13 protein-coding genes, 1 tRNA gene and 1 pseudogene are annotated in these 18,280 nt (G+C 47.4%); 14 read left to right on the top strand and 1 reads right to left on the bottom strand.

From position 1 onward, the window contains the following. Positions 1-148: 148 nt before the first annotated feature. The 12 genes from ASG81_RS11690 (at position 149) to ASG81_RS11640 (ending at position 12,818) form a co-directional block, all read left to right on the top strand. A tRNA-Val gene (locus ASG81_RS11690) sits at positions 149-224 on the top strand. 473 nt (positions 225-697) lie between these two features. Next, positions 698-1,033, top strand: a complete 336-nt coding sequence (locus tag ASG81_RS11685) for a hypothetical protein (RefSeq protein WP_056633760.1) — start codon at positions 698-700, stop codon at positions 1,031-1,033. Further along, positions 1,027-2,013: a glycoside hydrolase family 43 protein gene (locus ASG81_RS11680; protein ID WP_056633757.1), complete on the top strand. Its 987-nt coding sequence runs from the start codon at positions 1,027-1,029 to the stop codon at positions 2,011-2,013. The genes ASG81_RS11685 and ASG81_RS11680 overlap by 7 nt, the downstream gene beginning before the upstream one ends. Positions 2,014-2,290: 277 nt before the next feature. Next, positions 2,291-3,649 (top strand): ABC transporter substrate-binding protein, encoded by a 1,359-nt coding sequence (locus tag ASG81_RS11675; protein WP_056633754.1) that lies wholly within the window; start codon positions 2,291-2,293, stop codon positions 3,647-3,649. 93 nt (positions 3,650-3,742) lie between these two features. Then, a complete protein-coding gene (locus ASG81_RS11670) occupies positions 3,743-4,633 on the top strand; it encodes a carbohydrate ABC transporter permease (RefSeq protein ID WP_056633751.1) in 891 nt (296 codons plus the stop codon). Positions 4,634-4,664: 31 nt separating this feature from the next. Next, positions 4,665-5,507 (top strand): carbohydrate ABC transporter permease, encoded by an 843-nt coding sequence (locus tag ASG81_RS11665; protein ID WP_056633748.1) that lies wholly within the window; start codon positions 4,665-4,667, stop codon positions 5,505-5,507. A 19-nt stretch (positions 5,508-5,526) separates the two neighbouring features. Continuing rightward, the gene (locus ASG81_RS11660) at positions 5,527-6,972 is read left to right on the top strand and encodes an arabinan endo-1,5-alpha-L-arabinosidase (RefSeq protein ID WP_056633744.1); all 1,446 of its coding nucleotides are present in this window, start codon (positions 5,527-5,529) and stop codon (positions 6,970-6,972) included. 203 nt (positions 6,973-7,175) lie between these two features. Beyond that, entirely contained in the window at positions 7,176-7,445 is a 270-nt protein-coding gene (locus tag ASG81_RS33490; RefSeq protein WP_268795771.1) for an MFS transporter, read from the top strand. Positions 7,446-7,498: 53 nt separating this feature from the next. Then, entirely contained in the window at positions 7,499-8,638 is a 1,140-nt protein-coding gene (locus ASG81_RS11655) for a DHA2 family efflux MFS transporter permease subunit (protein WP_268795772.1), read from the top strand. Between the two features lie 318 nt (positions 8,639-8,956). Continuing rightward, complete coding sequence (gene hutI / locus ASG81_RS11650) at positions 8,957-10,252, top strand: imidazolonepropionase (RefSeq protein WP_056633741.1); 1,296 nt, start codon at positions 8,957-8,959, stop codon at positions 10,250-10,252. Continuing rightward, positions 10,227-11,489, top strand: coding sequence for a Zn-dependent hydrolase (locus ASG81_RS11645; RefSeq protein ID WP_081417277.1), 1,263 nt, complete (start codon positions 10,227-10,229; stop codon positions 11,487-11,489). The genes hutI and ASG81_RS11645 overlap by 26 nt, the downstream gene beginning before the upstream one ends. A gap of 12 nt (positions 11,490-11,501) precedes the next feature. Further along, entirely contained in the window at positions 11,502-12,818 is a 1,317-nt protein-coding gene (locus tag ASG81_RS11640; RefSeq protein WP_056633737.1) for an amidohydrolase family protein, read from the top strand. 444 nt (positions 12,819-13,262) lie between these two features. Here the strand turns inward: ASG81_RS11640 and ASG81_RS11635 are convergent. After that, a pseudogene (locus ASG81_RS11635) lies at positions 13,263-13,436 on the bottom strand (sodium:alanine symporter); the annotation flags it as partial. 691 nt (positions 13,437-14,127) lie between these two features. On the opposite strand from ASG81_RS11635, the gene ASG81_RS11630 reads away from it, so the two are divergent. Beyond that, a complete protein-coding gene (locus tag ASG81_RS11630) occupies positions 14,128-16,341 on the top strand; it encodes a helix-turn-helix domain-containing protein (RefSeq protein WP_056633731.1) in 2,214 nt (737 codons plus the stop codon). 124 nt (positions 16,342-16,465) lie between these two features. Continuing rightward, positions 16,466-18,055 (top strand): extracellular solute-binding protein, encoded by a 1,590-nt coding sequence (locus ASG81_RS11625; RefSeq protein ID WP_056633728.1) that lies wholly within the window; start codon positions 16,466-16,468, stop codon positions 18,053-18,055. The last annotated feature ends 225 nt before the right edge of the window (positions 18,056-18,280 follow it).

The raw sequence follows: 18,280 nt of genomic DNA, 5'->3' as shown, positions 1-18,280 counted from the left end.
GGGCTTATCCTAAAACGTTTGCCAGGACCCATACATCCGGCAGACAGCAGCTAAAAAGGTTTCAGCAAACCTAACTTTCGTATCCAGTTTTCAGGGCGTAAACACGTCAAGGAACACCCCCGCATCCGGTGGGTTTTATTGTTCAGACGGAGGCTTAGCTCAGCTGGGAGAGCATCTGCCTTACAAGCAGAGGGTCGGCGGTTCGATCCCGTCAGCCTCCACCATAACCTTCTTCAGAAGCCATTGTTCCTTGTGAACAATGTTTTTTTTATTTTCAGGAGGAACATGGCCTGAGAAAATCGCTGTATTAGATCATTCAAACGCGAATGATTCCATATTCAACATACAAACAGCTGTTCATTAAAGAGGGCTGCCCTATTATCCGGTAAAATGGATAACGGGGCAGCCCTCTAATGCTTTCAGCTGCACATTCAGGCTTCTAGAGCTTGAATTTATCGACGATTATGGATAAGCTCCTCGATTTTCACCTCTTTCCGAATGACAACCGCTCCCATCCGAAACCACATTTGAAATGCCTACGACAAAACATTAATAAAACAGTTAATAAATTTACCGATTGACAGCAACAGCAATCAGTTGATAAAATTCACTTTAACATGAATTAATAAATAAATATATAAACATTTAAGTGATTTTGCTTAAAAGCTATTTTGTATTCGTGGAGGCAATGAAATGAATGATCCGAAATACCCATGAACAGCTGCTGTTTGATCCGAGTACCTTTGCGGATGAAACAGCTTGGAAAACGTTGAATACGCATGATCCGGGCATATTCAAGGATAAAGGCAGCTATTACACGTTTTCTACTGATGCTATGTATCGGGAAGAGGATAAGCCGCCTTTTCGCGGGGGCGTACAAGTAAGGCGATCAAAAGATCTCGTTGATTGGGAGTGGGTTGGACATGCTTTTGACGGCATGCCCGAACAAGCAAAGGCATGGACCGGGGCAGATGGGCTTTGGCAGTATTATGATAGCCAGATAACAAAAAAAGGGGTTTTGATAACATGTTAAGCAAAGCGGCAGCAACGCAGCAGTTTACCAATCCAGTAATTCCACAACGGGCCGATCCATGGGTATGCAAGCATACGGATGGATACTATTATTTTACAGCTTCCGTGCCTGAGTATGATCGTATTGAAGTAAGAAGAGCGAAAAGTATTCAAGAGCTTGGATCGGCGGAGCCCGTAGTCGTATGGAGAAAATATGACACAGGCCCGATGAGCGCAAACATTTGGGCGCCGGAAATCCATTTTATCGCGGGTAAATGGTATATCTATTTTGCAGCAGCAAGAACTACGGAAACGGTGGAAGGATTATTCGATCATCGCATGTTTGTTATCGAGAACGAATCTGCTAATCCGCTTGAGGGTAATTGGACAGAAAAAGGGCAAATTAAAGCTAATTGGGAATCGTTCGCCCTTGATGCTACGACATTCGAGCATAATGGGGTTCAATATCTGGTATGGGCTCAGCAGGATCCGGCGATTGCCGGAAATTCTAATTTGTATATTGCTCCTATGGTCAACCCTTGGACGATTAGCGGCAAGCAGGTTATGATTGCGACTCCGGAATATGATTGGGAAAAAATAGGATTCCTTGTCAATGAAGGCGCGGCGGTATTAAAGCGTAATGGTAAAATCTTTATCAGCTTTTCTGCTAGCGCTACTGATTTTAATTACTGTATGGGCCTGCTCTCGGCACCGGATACGAGCGATTTGCTTAATCCAGCCTCCTGGACTAAAACGGCGGAGCCCGTGTTCCAAACGAATGAAACAACCGGACAATACGGTCCGGGCCATAACAGCTTTACGGTGAGCCCGGACGGCGAGCAAGACATTGTGGTTTATCATGCCCGGAACTACAAAGAAATTGTGGGTGATCCGCTGTATGATCCAAATCGCCACACCCGTGCTCAAGTATTTGGCTGGAACCCGGATGGAACTCCGAATTTTGGCATTCCGGTTGCGGATGGTAAAGTAACGGCCGAATAGACTGGCTGGTAATTTGTTTATTTATTAATAACATCATTCTTTTGTGATGGATAATACTTCATATGAACTGGAAAAGCCGAAAACGGCAGTTTTTATGATAGAAAAGGCTATATACGACATGTTTCAGTATAAAAGTCGACATGTATTGACAATGAAAGCGCTTTGCATTATTATAAGTTTAACAAAAGTATTAATTATTTAACAAATATGTTCACTTGAAGTATTTGGTACTAATTAATGACTGTTTGTGAACGTAATACATTTAGGAGGGGTTTAGATGGTAAAGAAAAAAGGTTTACTTTCAGTGTTTGCAGTCATGATGTCGTTGGTCGTAGTACTATCAGCATGCGGTGGTAAAGACAATGCAGAAAATACCGGCGGCACAGGCGAGAAAACAGAATCGAAACAAATTTCGTTTATGTTTAGAGGCGGTCCTGAAGAGCAAAAAGCTTATGAAGCAACAGTGAAGAAATTCGAATCGGACAACCCCGGCGTTAAAGTTAAAATCATTACGACAACTGGCGATCAATATGCAACGAAATTGAAAGCTGCCATTACAGGCAAAAGCGTTCCGGACGTATTCTACTTTGACCCGGGCGATTTGAGAGCGTATGCAAACGGCGGCGTGCTTAAAGATATTACGGAATACGTATCTGACGTGAAATTCGATAACATTTGGAAATACGGCGTAGATATTTACCGCTATGACGGTGAAACAGTAGGACAAGGCAGTATTTACGGCTTGCCGAAGGACGTTGGTCCTTTCGCGCTTGGCTACAACAAAACAATGTTTGAAGCTGCTGGCATTCCATTGCCGGATAAAGACAAGCCTTACACGTGGGACGAATTCATTAAAGTAAACCAACAGCTTACAAAGGATAACAACGGCGACGGTAAAATTGACCAATACGGCACAGGCTTTAACGTAAACTGGGCTTTGCAAGCTTTCGTATGGGGCAACGGCGCTGACTGGCTCGATGAGACGAAAACGAAAGTAACGATCGACGATCCTAAATTTGCGGAAGCGCTGCAGTACTTCGCTGACATGCAAAATGTTTACAAAATTACTCCTTCTATTGAAGATGCAGCAACACTGGATACTTACCAGCGTTGGATGAAAGGTGAGCTGGCGTTCTTCCCTGTAGGTCCTTGGGATCTGGCGACTTATGAAACATTGCCATTCGATTATGATCTTATTCCTTACCCTGCAGGCTCCACCGGTAAATCGGCAACCTTCGTAGGATCGCTCGGTATCGGCGTATCCAATAACTCGAAGAGCCCTGAGCTGGCTGCTAAGCTTGTTACGTACTTGACGGCCTCGCCTGAAGGTCAGCAACAGCTGGTAGATGCTAGGGTTCAAATTCCTAACCTGATTGACATGGCTGAAACTTGGGCTGCTAACTCGGAAACGAAACCGGCTAACAAGAAAGAATTCCTTGATATCGTTCAAGACTACGGTAAACCAATGCCTAACACATTGACTTACAATGCAGAATGGTACCAATTGTTCTTCACGGATGTTCAACCCGTGCTTGACGGCAAGGTTACGGCTGCAGACTATGTGAAATCGCAACAACCAAAAATGCAAAGCTTGCTTGATAAAGCGATTGAACAAGAAGCAAAATCTAAGAAATAATAAAAGCTTATCATTTTTAACCCGCAAGCGGTGATGTTAGTTCTTTCCATTGAACTAGCATCACTCTTCTGCCGGGTGAATCAGGGGTGGAAGATGAAAACCAAGTCGAATCTCTATCGCAAAGAAAGCTACTACGGGTATTTATTTGTACTTGCTCCCGTTCTTGGATTTCTCTTGTTTACTTTGTATCCGCTTTTATATTCGCTGTACGGTTCATTTACCGACTGGGATGGCTTAGGACGGATGGATTTTATCGGATTTGCCAACTTTAAAGAATTATTTATGGATGAGCAATTCCATAAGGCCAGCTTCAACACATTGTTCATGATGATCGGTATACCAATAGAAATAGTATTAGCTTTGCTGCTTGCCCTTGGGCTTAACCGGAAAATGTTCGGTACGACAACTTTTCGTGTCGTATATTACGTCCCGGTCATATCCTCGCTCGCGGCGATTTCAATTTTGTGGCAATGGGCTTATAACGGCGACTATGGTTTGGTTAATCAGTTTCTTGCTCTATTCGGTATTGAGGGTCCCAACTGGTTGACTGATAAATATACGGTGAAACCGGCACTTATTATTATGATGGTATGGAAAAATCTCGGTTATTCAATGCTGCTTTATTTGGCAGCGCTGCAAAGCGTACCTAAAGACTATTATGAAGCCGCTCAGCTTGACGGGGCAAATGGCCTTCAAATCTTCAAGCACATTACGTTCCCTATGGTAAAACCGGTTACCTTCTTCATTGTTGTAACGAAAGTGATCGGCGGCGCGCAAATTTTCACGGAAATTAACATTATGACATCAACGGGCGGTCCGGAATACAGCTCTGCCTCGGTCGTATTCTATGTTTGGCAGAAGGCGTTCGGCAACCTGCAAATGGGCTATGCCTCCGCCATGGCGATGCTGCTTGGCATATTTATCTTCACAGTGACGCTTGTTCAATTCAAGATGAATGAAAGATCGTCGAAGGACTTGGAATAACGACATCAGAGGAAAGGAGTGACCCTGAATTATGCTATCGGCCAAAAAAATTAAATTGACAGATATAATCATTTTTATTCTCATCAGCATAGGCGCTGTATTTATGATTGCTCCGCTTGCATGGACGGTATCGACTTCATTTAAGACGAAGACGGAAGTATTCGCCTTGCCGCCCGTTTGGATACCGGAGAAGTTCGATTTTATCAAATACGTGGAAATTTGGGAAAAAGGGCCGCTGCTCAGCGGTATTCAGAACAGCTTGCTGATTACGGTATGCGTCACGATCATAGGGACGTTCACCTCGAGCTTAGCTGCCTTCGCATTCGCGAAGCTGCGTTTCTCGCATAAAAACAAAATTTTCATGCTATTGCTGTCATCATTGATGATTCCATACCCGGCTATCATGATCCCGCAATTCATCATGTTCTCCGAGTTTGGTTGGGTAGATACGCTGAAGCCGCTTATTGTACCGGGCTTGTTCGGAAACATTATGATGATCTTCTTCCTGCGTCAATATTTGACCAGCGTGCCTGGCGCTATTATAGAAGCGGCGAAGATCGACGGAGCTTCATACTTTGGCATTTTCTCGAAAATTGTGTTTCCGTTAATTCGCCCGGCGGTAGCCGCGCAGGTTATTCTGTGGTTCATGGCAATCTGGAACGATTATTTGGCGCCGATCATTTATTTGAATTCGCCGGAGAAGCAAACGCTTCAGCTCGTTATCGCGAACTTTAATGCGACCTATGCGATTCAAACGGATTATCCGTTAATTATGGCTGCATCCTTCGTTGCTTTGCTGCCAATGCTCATTATCTTCCTTGTATTCCAAAAACAAATTATCGAGTCTGTCGCTATTTCAGGCGTTAAAGGCTAGCAGAGAGGGCCGTGCGCATATGAGATCAACTAGAGCACGCTTACAGAATTTTGCGGCGGTAAGCCTAATTGCTGCCGTGCTGCTGGCCGGCTGCTCGAAGCAGCAGGAAGCAGCAGTTGAGTATCCGTCAGCTCCGCCTGACTATCCGATGTACGATACGGCTAATATTCATAACGAGAAGGGCTGGAACATAAGCAACGTGCATGATCCAGCCCTTTTGAAAGACGGCGATACTTATTATATCTATTCCACGGATGTGAAGGTCGGAGGAGCAGCCACGTCAGGCATCATGGTGCGCAAATCGAAGGATCTGATCAGCTGGGAGTGGGTAGGATATGCGTTTGACGGGGTGCCTGCGGAGGCGCAGCAATGGACAGGGGCAACCAATCTATGGGCCCCGGAAGTCGAGAAGCTCGGAGATACCTACTATTTGTACTATTCGGCATCTACCTTTGGCTCGAATACATCCTTTATTGGCGTAGCGACCAGCGCGTCTCCTGAAGGTCCTTGGACCGATCAGGGCGAGGTTGTTAAGACATCAGGAAAGGATGAGCCCAATGCGATCGATCCGAACATCGTTACGGATGCGGAAGGGAAGCCATGGTTTGTGTTCGGTTCTTTTTTCGGGGGGATTTATGTATCGCCTCTAGATGAGAATACGGGCAAGCTTGCAGAACCTGGTTATGGCATCAAAATCGCAAAGCGAAGCCAGCCGATGGAGCAAGGTGCGGTTGAAGGACCCTATGTCATTTACAATCCGGAGAATAAGAAATATTATTTGTTCGTTTCCTATGATTCCCTATCCTCAGACTATAATGTGCGGGTCGGGCGCTCGGATAAGGTAACGGGACCGTACTTAGACGCAAACGGCCGCGATATGCTTGATGATCAATACGAAGCGCAATTCGAGATTGGAAACAAGCTGATCGGCGGATACCGTTTTGCGGAGGGAGAGGGCTGGACCGCTCCCGGTCACAATTCCGTACTGCAGGACGGCAGCGAGTATTACCTGGTCCATCATGCCAGACCTGAGCAGGATTCCAATTGGATGTACCTTCATGTTAGAAAGATGCTTTGGACAGCGGATGGCTGGCCGGTTGTATCCCCGGAAAGATATGCGGGAGAAACGGTGCAGAACATACCGGAGAGCAGTATCCCAGGCGTGTGGGAAGAAGTCGTTCACGAGAAGCTGATCGATGGCCAAGCTGATTCGGAGACGATAACGCTGCTTAAGAATGGAAAGATTGGCGATGGCGCGGAAAAGGATTATTGGAAATTTGACGGCGACCATACGATAACCCTGTATTGGCATGATGCCGAGGGCGAGATTATTGCCACGGAAACGGCGTTATTGCTGCCTGCATGGGACTGGGAGCTTAATAAGACGACCCTCGTCTTCACAGGCATGAACGAGCAGGGCGCCGCGGTTTGGGGCAAACAAATTTCGATCGGAACGAAGAAATAAAGCGATTTGTATGTAAGTGGGTCAATGTCGATTAAAATGAACAAAGCCTCGGAGCTCCTTGTACGGGGCTTTGTTCATTTTTGAGCTTAAGGGCATCAAATATTTCACCCGAAACGACAAAAAAGTGTTTTCATTGTAATTGCTTTAGAACTAAACTATAATAGTTAAGTTATAAAGTATTTATAAAGGGCGTGGGACAATACATGAATCAGGCTGAACTTCAGAAGGTCCGTTTTTGGCCTATAATGGCTGCAATCTTTATCGGATCATTTTTATGCGTGCTGGCATCGGCTTCGATCAACTTGGCGCTTGAAATTTTAAAGGATCATTTTGGGACGACGCTTGGTTCCGTGCAGTGGACGTTAACCGGCTTTATGCTAGCAATGGGAACGACAGCGCCGATTGCCGGTTATTTAGGCGAGAGATTCAGCTTTAGACGTCTGTATCTCTTCTCGTTAATCGGATTCAATTGACGTCGGTTTTGTGCGCGACTGCCTGGAGCGAAGGCTCATTAATTGTTTTTCGTGTGCTGCAGGGAGCATTCAGCGGCTTGATCATTCCGGCCACGATGTCTATCATTTATCAAATTATTCCAAGAGAAAGACAAGCGATGGCGGTCGCGTTCTGGGGCTTGTCCGCCATGCTGGCGCCAGCCTTCGGACCTACCATCAGCGGCTGGGTGCTGGAAAATCTGAATTGGCATTGGCTGTTCCTTATGAATATTCCGATTGGGATGATCGCAATCTTGTTCGTGTACGCTTATATTCCTTATTACCGGATGAATGTTCCGAAGAGCTTCGACGGACTTGGCTTTCTGACGGTTATTGTGAGCAGCTCGTCCTTGCTGCTTGCGCTGGGGCAAGGCCATAACTGGGGCTGGGGATCGTGGAAGATCGTATCCCTGTTCGTGCTTGGGGCGGTTACCCTGCTTCTGTTCATATGGCGGGAGCTAACGACGGAAACGCCATTGCTCGATATTCGGGTATTCAAAAACGGGCGGTTTACCTTAAATGCGATTATATCAAACATCATTACGATCAGCTTGTATTCAGGCACTCTGCTGACACCGGTATTTCTACAAAGAATTCAGCATGTTTCCGCGATGGATACGGGCATGATTCTGCTTCCGGCTTCCCTGGCGATGGCTTTGCTAATGCCCGTTGTCGGAAAGCTGTACGGCATTATCGGACCACGCTGGCTGATGTCGGGCGGCATTTTGCTGCTGACGATAGGAACGCTGGCGTTAAGCTGGTTAAGTATCGATGTCTCACATACTTACGTTATTTGGTGGATGATCGTACGCAATATCGGAATCGCGTTCGTCGTTATGCCGACAAGCAACGCGGCGATGGAGCAAATTCCAGCTGAGCTGTCGGGTCATGCCTCTGCGATAACGAACTGGACGCGGAACGTTTTCGGTTCGTTCGCCATTGCGATTTTTACGACCATGCTCGCTTCCAGATCGGTTACGCATGCTGCCGGTTACATGAATGCAGGCGATGTCGACAAGCTTCACATTGAGATGATGTCGTTCACGATGAGCGTAAATGATGTGTATGTCATTGCTACGCTGGTTGCGGCCGTCGCGCTGCCGCTCAGCTTATTCGTAGGAAAGGCGAAGCGGACGGAAGGCTTGAAGGCTAAGAAGCTGAAGGAAACAGCATAAAATTATTTCACATTCATAAAGCCGCTGTCACTCGTATCCAAGAGTGATAAGCGGCTTTTATTTTAATAAAAAAGTCTGGAGCTTGGGAAAAAATATCTGGAATTTTTATGGAGGCATATACTATGAGTACAACAAATCATTTGTCTATTAAAGCCCTGCCGGGCACCGAATTACAGAACAGAGGATGACAGCATGGACGGCTGGATTAGGAGGCATGGGTGTCGTGCGTCATGCTGATGCGGGTTATGATCTGGCCGTTCGAAAGGCCAAAGAAAAAGGCATTCAAATTCCATCGTTGGATTAAAGGGCGGCTGCGAAATGAAATCAATTATTTATGTTAAATCTGCAAACCAGGTCGTAACCGTTAAAGGGGCAAGCCATTTGCCCAAGCGGGGACGGGAAATGTCTGAGCTGGACATTATTGAGAATGGCAGCGTCATATTAGTTGATAACCTTATTGCTTTTGCAGGTACGGATGAAGAGGCAGCCAAATATTTGGATACAGTGACGGGCCCCGTTACGACAATAGATGCCGCAGGCAAAGTGGTCACGCCTGGACTTGTGGATCCTCATACCCATCTCGTATTCGCAGGCAGCCGGGAGAAAGAATTCGAGATGAGGCTGCAGGGCATCAAATATATCGATATTTTAAAACAGGGCGGCGGTATTTTGAGCTCGACGAAGAGTACCCGGGAGGCCACCTTGGAACAACTGGTTGAGCAATCCTATGCGCGGCTGAACCGTTTACTGCAGCACGGAGTTACGACTGTAGAAGCCAAAAGCGGGTACGGCTTGACGGTTGAGGATGAATTGAAACAGCTGCGCGCTGCCCGCAAGCTGAATGAGCTTCATCCCGTCGATTTGGTATCCACGTTTATGGGAGCCCATGCGGTTCCCGTTGAATACAAAGAAAATCCAGATGCCTTCGTCAGTCTTATAACCGATGAAATGATACCGCTCGTAGCGAGGGAAAGTCTGGCTGAGTTCTGCGACGTATTTTGCGAAGACGGGGTGTTCACGGTCGAGCAGTCCGAACGAATACTCGAAACCGGCAAACGGTATGGCTTAAAGCCGAAAATCCATGCAGATGAGATTGTTTATACCGGCGGCGCCGAGTTGGCGGTTAAGGTAGGAGCAGTTTCCGCAGAGCATCTGCTGCAGGCGTCCGATGAGGGAATCCGCCAGCTGGCCGGCAGTCAAACGATTGCCGTTCTATTGCCGGCGACAGCCTTCTTCCTGATGGAGCAGCCGGCAAGGGCTCGAACGATGATTGAGGAAGGGGTAGCTGTAGCACTATCCACCGATTGCAACCCCGGCTCATCTCCAACCCAGTCGATGCCGTTTGTCATGAACGCTGCCTGCATAACGATGCGAATGACGCCAGCCGAGGTGCTTGCAGCGGCGACGATTAATGCAGCGCATGCGATTGGAAGAGCGGATCAAATCGGCAGCATCGAAGTCGGGAAGAAAGCGGATATCGTCTTGTTCAATGCCTCTAATTATCAAATGCTTCAATATAACTTCGCCGTCAATCTTGTTGATACCGTCATTAAAAATGGGGTAGTTGCGGTTAAGGAGGGTGTTTTGCTTGGAAAAAAAGCAGCTTCGGGTTAACCCGGCCCGATTGGAGCAGAGCATCGGCGTTTTGGCCATGTTCGGCAGGAACGAACATGGCGGGCTCGACCGGACAACCTTCACGTCTGCGGAATTGGCAGCGAGGGATTGGCTGAAGGAACAGCTCGCCGAGATAGCTTTGGAGCTCAGGGTCGATCAAGCGGCCAATATATGGGCAATGCGGGAGGGAAGTGATTCTTTTCTTCCTCCCATTGCTTTCGGATCCCATATCGATACGGTATCTAATGGCGGCAAATATGACGGCGCGCTGGGCGTTCTGATTGCGCTCGAAGTGATGAGAGTGCTGCAAGAGCATGAGATGATGACGAGACATCCGCTCGAACTGGTCTCGTTCAGCGCGGAGGAGCCGAATCCGTTCGGGTTATCGACATTCGGCAGCAGGGCCGTTACGAAGAAACTGAAAAGAACGGATATTACGGGCGTGAAAAATCCGGCCGGGCAGCTTTTGACAGATGCTTTGCGGAGCGCGGGAGGCGATCCGGACCGTTTTGAAGATGCCGCCCGCAGTCCTGAGGAATTGAGCGCATTTCTTGAAGTTCACATTGAGCAAGGGAAACGGTTATTGGAACGGAATATTCCCGTTGGCGTCGTAACCGCGATTACCGGTATTTACCGGGAAATAGTCGTAGTATCCGGTGAAGCGAATCACGCCGGAACCACGTTGATGGAGGATCGGAACGACGCATTGACCGCTTCTGCCGAGATCGTTCTGGCGCTGGAAAAGGTATGCCGGAACCATCCGGCGAGTGAAGTTGTCGGTACGGTGGGGAGAATGGTTATCACGCCGAATGCCGCCAATATCATCCCCGAGAAAGTCCAGTTTATCGTGGAAATACGCGGTAAAAGCCGTGGGGAAATTCAAGAGGCCATTACGGCTTGGGAAAGCTTTATTTCGGTAATCGAGCAGGAGCGCAGCGCCATTGTGCAGCGATCGGTCATGCTTGATCAACCTCCGGCGCCTATGGATGACGAGGTTATTCGGGTCAGTCAGGAGCAGGCGCATTCATTGGGCTATCCGTATCATTTGCTTGGCAGCATGGCTGGCCACGATGCGGCTCATATGGCTTCCATTACGAGAAGCGGGATGCTGTTTGTGCCGAGTATTGGCGGTAAAAGCCATTGTCCGGATGAGGAGAGCCGCATGGAAGACATTGAGAAAGCAGCCAACGTGCTGCTTCATACCATTTTGGAACTGGACCAACGATTGAATAGATAGGGAGGAACCGATATGCTGCAATTATTTACAGCCGATTCTATTTATTATAAAGAGAAGTTTCAGAGCAATCTCGCGATGCTTGTCGAGAATGGTGTCATTAAGGAAATCGGAGAACGTCAAGCGATGGAAGCGAAGTATGCAGGAGCCGGGCAAACGGACTTGAGAGGCAAAGCCATCGTACCGGGCACTGTTAACGCTCATAACCACTCCTTTCAAAGCCTTTTGAGAGGAATCGCCGTTGACCGTCCTTTCCTGGAATGGCGCGATAATGCCCTCTACAAGTACACGCCTCTTCTGGATGAAGATGCGGTTTATACCGGCGCATTGTTTGCATTCGGCGAAATGCTGAAGTACGGCGTGACTACCGTCAGCGATTTTTTCTACGTCCATAACGGGGGCACGGCCACGGACGAAGCGGTTATTCAAGCGGCGCAGGATTTGGGAATCCGCTTGGTGCTGGCACGAACGATGTACGATTGGGACGGGGCTCCGCTGAGCTATCAAGAAACCGTTCAGGATGCGGTGCACCGGACCCGCCAGCTGGCTATAAAGTATCAAGGGAATCCGATGGTAACGATCCATCCGGCCCCTCACAGTCCGCATGGCGCTTCTCCGGAGATGATTAAGGCGGGTCACCGTTTAGCCCATGAGCTCGATACCCCTTTCCATATCCATGTTGCGGAAGAGATGTTCGAGGTGGAGGAAACGCTTGAGAAATATAAGCTTAGGCCCGTTCACTATTTGAATGGTCTAGGGGTAGTCGACGAAAGAATGATTGCGGTTCATCTGGTCTGGCTCGAGGATTCGGAGATCCGGCTGTTAGGCGGGAAAAATGCGGCTTTGGCCTATTGTCCTTCAAGCAACATGTTTCTATCGGACGGCGTAACGCGGATACCGGACCTCGCGCAAGCCGGCGTCCGGATTACGTTAGGTACGGACGGAGCTTGCAGCAACAACCGGATCAGCGTATTTGAGGAGATGAGAATGTGCTCGCTTCTGCAGAAGGTAACCCGACTGGACGGCACCTGCATTAACGCAAAGCAAGTGTTCGATATGGGCACGAAGGTTGGTGGAGAGCTTCTGCGTCTGCCAGTAGGCGTGCTGCAAGAAGGTTATCAGGCCGATTTCGTAACGCTTAATCTGGCTGATCTTTCCTTGTCGCCAAAGCGGGAGCTGTTCGCGAACGTTGTATATGCCATGCAGCCGAACGCTGTAAGCGATGTTGTGGTGAACGGGAAATTCATTGTTAACGACGGAGTGCTTGCAACGGTTTCGGAAAAATCGATTGTAAACAAAGTAGACCGGCTGTTCGAGAAATGGCAAATGTGAGGTGAAAAATAATGGGGTGATCGTGCGGAGAAACGATCAGAAGACGGGCGATTGGTCGGGAGGATCGATAACGGGAGTACCGGAAAGCAGTAGGAAATGAAAATTCAGATTAACGATCCAAGAGAGTAAGGCGAGTCAGTATGGCGGTAATTTTAGCTCGATAGTGCTCCGTCCCCTCGAACAGCCCGTTGCTCTGAAATAGAGCTAAAAATTAGATTTATTTTCTCTAAACTAACCAATGTTACAAATCTATAGCTAGAAATTAGCTCTATATTTGTAACACATACCCTTGATTTGACTGTATGTTTTCCACTCAAATGTTACTTTAGCGGCGCACGGAACGTTTTAATATTGATGAAATATAGGCAAAACGAAGCGCAAGTAAGGGAGATGGATGAAAGTTCCGCTCTAGACTCTAGGATGCTTATAGGCAATAGGGGGAGTTTAAGCTTTATCCCGATTACCTTCAACATGCTCAATGTACTGATATTCTTTCTCCCAGAAATCAGCATCTTTAATGCCTAGCTTCACCGTGTCGAATACAGGATCTTTACCCTCTTTTTTCTGTTTTTCATAATCCCGCAATACGGTTAGCGCCGGTTTTGTAAGCAGCAGAATGATACTAGTTTGAGTTTCACTAAAGGCGGGGAACCCTGACAATCTGTCGGTTAGGTCTTTTGATTTAACCACACGCGATCAACCGTGCGCCTCGTGAGCTGTGGGAAAAGCTGGAGCAAGCGGCCATGTGCCGATCGATCGCGCCATTTATGAGGTATCATTCAAATTGGCTATAATCCTGGCGTAAATTATTTGAAAGTATGCAAATCTTGCGGTAGAATTGGATTGATTTAAGTGAGGTGACAATCATGGAGAGCAATACAAGGCAATATTTTAACTTCTCGGCAGACGACGGATCCTTTTGTTTTCACCATTGGCCAAATGTGTCATCGTGCAAATGTTATCAGTGATCCTCCGGCTTGCAGATGAGCTGATTCAGGAAGGACATACCCAAACGCATGCTTGCTTCATGTCCGGCTTCAACAGTTATTCGAATTTCTTTAAGTCATACCGCAAGCTTACAGGGAAATCCCCCAGAGGCAAGCGGAGGTGAATGTATGACCTGCTTGATGCGCTTGTCGCTTGATTACCAACACTTGCAGCATACGAACCTCTAGTAAATCAAACATAAGATCGGTATACTTGTTGTGCATATGTCATTCGCTCCGGCGGATTGGTTGTACAATCATGCGGAAAAATTAATTCGAGTAACTTGCCTTTTGCATCAGGGTATGTGCCAGGAGGGATCCTTATGAAAGCGTTGCCTTTTTATAGAAATACTTTTTTTACCCGTCTCATCTTATCGTTTACGGCATTAGCTGTCGTGCTGCTCGGACTTACGGGAGGTTACCTGTACACGCAGGCTAATCAAATGATGGTGGACGAAATCGCCAGGGATAGTCAACGACGTCTCGTTACAGCAAAAGATTACGTAGAACGGACATTGCTGCGAAAGTACGAAGAAAATCTTCAAAATAAGGCCGTAACCACAATTCTCACTCGGAACAGCTCTAATTTGAATTATTTGCTCAATAATAGTTGGTCAGAAAACCTCGACCGTATATTGTCTTTACAACAAGATCTAGAGATTTTTCAAACAACAATTGAAGGCGCCTCCAATTTAACCGTGTATTTTCATCAAGGAAATTATGTCGTAACCAGTGATCTTTTCTTTGAAAATCCGGAAAACTCCACAGACTTCGTTTTTATTGAGGGGCTTCCGCAAATGACTCCGAACCGGTGGATGATCCGGACATTGCCGGACGGAAAGCAGGCGATGACGTATATCGTAAAGCTCCCGTACGGGGTAAGCGGCCCATCGCCGAAAGGATACCTATATGTTGATGTCGATCAGGAGTACCTGAAGCAGGCCGTCTCTAAAATCATGCACTCCTCCTTCGAGAGGTTCTATATATTCGATGCAAACGGGAATTTGATCCTGCAAACAGCCGGGGCGAATTCGGAAGATGTAGGGTTGATCCGGCAAGCCATCAGATCCGGTAAAACCGTCACACAGATCAACGACAGTTTAAGTGGCACATTCGTATTATCGCATCTCGCCGGTCAAGAGTCAGAACACAGTTGGACCTATGCGATGGATCGGCCGATGGATTCATTTGTGCTGGATTCAAAAAAGTTGAAAACCAAGATTTTCGCAGCCTGCTGTCTTGTGCTCTTGTTCGGGTTAGCGGTTTCCTACATGATTTCCAAGCGTTTCTATCTCCCGATGAAGAAACTCATCCAACATGTTCGCCACCAGTATCAGCCGGGTCTGAACCCCAGCCATGCGAACGAATATATGATAATCGGAAATGCGCTGAATTTCATGGACCAAAAAATCGTCAGTTTGGAATCTCAGGCTAAAAAGAATGAGATGAAAAACCTGGTGATGGGCGCAAGTCTCGGGCTTGAACATGTGGATGGCCTGCAACAGGATTGCCGCTATCAGTTGGTGCATATTCAACTCATCGAAGGCGATAGTGAGAAGCTCAAATTGCGCTACGAGCAATTCGACCGCCCCGTGCCATGCGAGGTTGTTTGCTTGAATCCGCAGGAAGCGGCCATTATCTACTTCCTGGATTTACGCGCCGCCGAGATGGATGACGGGATGATAGCTGCGGAATTGGACAAAATCCAGGACGAAGTGAGGGGAGAGCTCCGATTTGGAGCGGGTATCGGCACATCGGTCTTATCGCCCGAGAAAATTCCTCTCTCCTATCGAGTGGCTCATCAAGCATATCGCTATCGGTTTATGTACGGTCATGAAGCAATCATTTCGCATTCTAAAATTTCCGCTTTCGATCCGAAACCGCCACTGATTTCTCTGGATACATTTCAGAATACGCTTAAGGCCGGGGATGTGGAGAGCGTTAATCAATTTATCGATAAATTCGCTGCTGTTCTGATGGAACGGAATATGCAGCTTGAATCGGTGGAGCTTGCTCTTCTTCAGCTCGTTTCCGCACTGTACGAAACGATTATTGAGCTGGAGCTGCAGCAAATCATTCCTCCTTCCAATCTGTTTGACGAGTTGAAGAAAGATACGCTGGCAGACACGATCGCATCGATTCGCAGCCTTTCCGAACGTATTGGGGTCCATGTACGGGATTCAGTCAAGCATAAGCATGCGGAGGTCATTTTCAAGCTGAAAGCCTATATCGATGAGCATTTGCACGAAGATCTTTCGCTCAACATTCTTTCCGATGTGGCTTCGCTCGCTCCCGCATACATTTCCACCTTGTTCGGCGAAGTGATGAACGAATCGTTTACCGAATACGTGACCCGAATTAGACTCGAAAAAGCCGCCCGCTTGCTGCAAGAGGACGACAAGTTGTCCGTCACGGAAATCGCGTCTCTTGTCGGGTATCGAAACCTGCAATATTTTCATGTAAAATTCAAAGCGCGATTTGGTATTACTCCCGTTCGGTACAGGCAAACGAAACAAACGTCGAGTGCGGCCAATTAGCAAGATTCCTCCATAGACAAGCTGTTTACAGCTGAGCTTTTTCTTCCTTTTTTGCATTTGAATACTTCAAAAAACGGAATCTAACGGGTATGAAACATTGTAAAAAAAAGGTGAGGTCAAACCAATGAATCAAAGAAAAAAACAAAGAAAGAAAACTTTGCTGAGTTTGACGGGTATTGTCTTGTCGATGACGTTCGTAGCGATCGGTTGCGGCAAGCTAAGCGATAGTGGGACTACGCCGGGGTCGTTTGTTGAAACTGTGAAGCCCGAGGCCAACGACAAACGGATCGAGATTACTTGGGCGAATAATTTCAGTGCTCCTGAAGCTGACGACAACTATGTGCAGAAACAGCTGGAGCAGAAATTCAATGTTAAAATCAAAAATGTCAAATTTGAACGGCAGGGATGGAAGGATAAATTCAATGTGCTGCTTGCTTCCGGTCAAATTCCCGACATTTTCCCAATCGATGCAAACGAGATCGATTTAGCCACATGGGCGGATCAGGGCATCATTGCCAGCATTTCCCCGGATGAAATCAGAAAAAATATGCCGAATTATTCGAAAGCGCTGGAATCGTTTGACGCCGACGCATGGAATGCCGGTTTCTATAATGGAAGGAACTGGGGAATCCCGAAGGTATGGCCTACCGGCAATTCAGGCATGATCCCCGGTTATAATGAAGCATGGCTGAAGAAAATCGGCTACAACGAGCCTCCGAAGACGCTCGCGGAGCTGGAGGATGTGCTCAACAAATTCGTGAATAACGATCCGGACGGCAACGGCAGGAAGGATACGTACGGCATGTCGGGCCGAGGCAAGCTCCCGATTCAAATGTTTACTTCCGTATTCTCGGCTTATGGCGTATCGCCGTATCAGTTCAAGTTGGGCACAGATGGAAAGGTTGTGTATGGCGGGATAACCGAAGAAACCCGCTCGGCACTCAAGCTTCTGAATAAGTGGTTCGAAGCCGGACTTATCGATCCGGAGTTCATAACAGCAGATAACGGCCAGCTCAATGAAAAATTTTCCAACCAAAAGATCGGCATGGTCGATAACATGGGTTGGCGCAGCTTCGACGCTGAATCCGTATATATTGCGAAATCCGCATTGGAAAAGGGCCAACACGTTATTGCAGGAAAGCCGGTTATCGGGCCGGCCGGCAAAGCGTATGCCTTCTCCGCCGGCGCGCGTCAAGCCCCTGTATTGTTAGGCGTGCAGCTTGAGAAGGATGCGGCGAAACGGACCAGGATTGAGCAAATTCTCGAATACGTTGCAACAAATCCGGAAGGCTGGCTGCTTACGGTTTACGGTGAAAAGGGAGTCAACTACGATATGAACGGCGACTTTGTCATTGCAAGGCCGACACCGGAGGCCTCAAAAGCCGGCGCCGGCAGCTTCTACAACCCGCTTTCGTATGTTGATACTTCCATGGTGAAATATAATACGACCAAGGAATTGCTGGATCTGAAGGCGAAGCTGGACAGCGGTTATGAGCCGCTCAGGGACGTTATTGGCCCGGCCGTATTGACCGCCAAGGCGAAAAATTGGGCGAGTCTGCAGACGCTGGTGGACAATTATTTGATTAAAGCCGTTATCGGCAAAGCGGAAACGGATAAAGGGTTCGACGATTTTAAGGTGAATTGGCTGAAATCCGGCGGTCAAGAATTGACGGACGAAGCCAACAAGATATATGCACGGCGGCAAAAGAAGTAATCGAATAGGAAGCTAAGCGAGGCAGAATAGCGCATTTCCGCCCCCAATATTTCCCAAACAGCCGATTTCGGCTGTTTTTTTTCATTTCCAAAGAAATTAACATCCGATTTTGAAAGAATTCAAAAAAAATCGAATGAAATTGACATGGAAATAGCGCTTTCAATCGTTTACATTTGGGGGATAGCGCCAGGGACACAACAAAACTTTGAAGTGAGGAAAAAATTG

Source organism: Paenibacillus sp. Soil522 (assembly GCF_001428245.1).
Lineage (GTDB): Bacteria > Bacillota > Bacilli > Paenibacillales > Paenibacillaceae > Pristimantibacillus.
Note: the sequence above shows the minus strand (reverse complement) of the source record. Positions and strands in the feature narration are given on the sequence as shown.

Bases quoted from the DNA above. Each gene is read 5' to 3' on its own strand.
- ASG81_RS11685 (WP_056633760.1), top strand. From the start codon at position 698: ATGATCCGAAATACCCATGAACAGCTGCTGTTTGATCCGAGTACCTTT.
- ASG81_RS11680 (WP_056633757.1), top strand. From the start codon at position 1,027: ATGTTAAGCAAAGCGGCAGCAACGCAGCAGTTTACCAATCCAGTAATT.
- ASG81_RS11675 (WP_056633754.1), top strand. From the start codon at position 2,291: ATGGTAAAGAAAAAAGGTTTACTTTCAGTGTTTGCAGTCATGATGTCG.
- ASG81_RS11670 (WP_056633751.1), top strand. From the start codon at position 3,743: ATGAAAACCAAGTCGAATCTCTATCGCAAAGAAAGCTACTACGGGTAT.
- ASG81_RS11665 (WP_056633748.1), top strand. From the start codon at position 4,665: ATGCTATCGGCCAAAAAAATTAAATTGACAGATATAATCATTTTTATT.
- ASG81_RS11660 (WP_056633744.1), top strand. From the start codon at position 5,527: ATGAGATCAACTAGAGCACGCTTACAGAATTTTGCGGCGGTAAGCCTA.
- ASG81_RS33490 (WP_268795771.1), top strand. From the start codon at position 7,176: ATGAATCAGGCTGAACTTCAGAAGGTCCGTTTTTGGCCTATAATGGCT.
- hutI (WP_056633741.1), top strand. From the start codon at position 8,957: ATGAAATCAATTATTTATGTTAAATCTGCAAACCAGGTCGTAACCGTT.
- ASG81_RS11640 (WP_056633737.1), top strand. From the start codon at position 11,502: ATGCTGCAATTATTTACAGCCGATTCTATTTATTATAAAGAGAAGTTT.
- ASG81_RS11630 (WP_056633731.1), top strand. From the start codon at position 14,128: ATGAAAGCGTTGCCTTTTTATAGAAATACTTTTTTTACCCGTCTCATC.
- ASG81_RS11625 (WP_056633728.1), top strand. From the start codon at position 16,466: ATGAATCAAAGAAAAAAACAAAGAAAGAAAACTTTGCTGAGTTTGACG.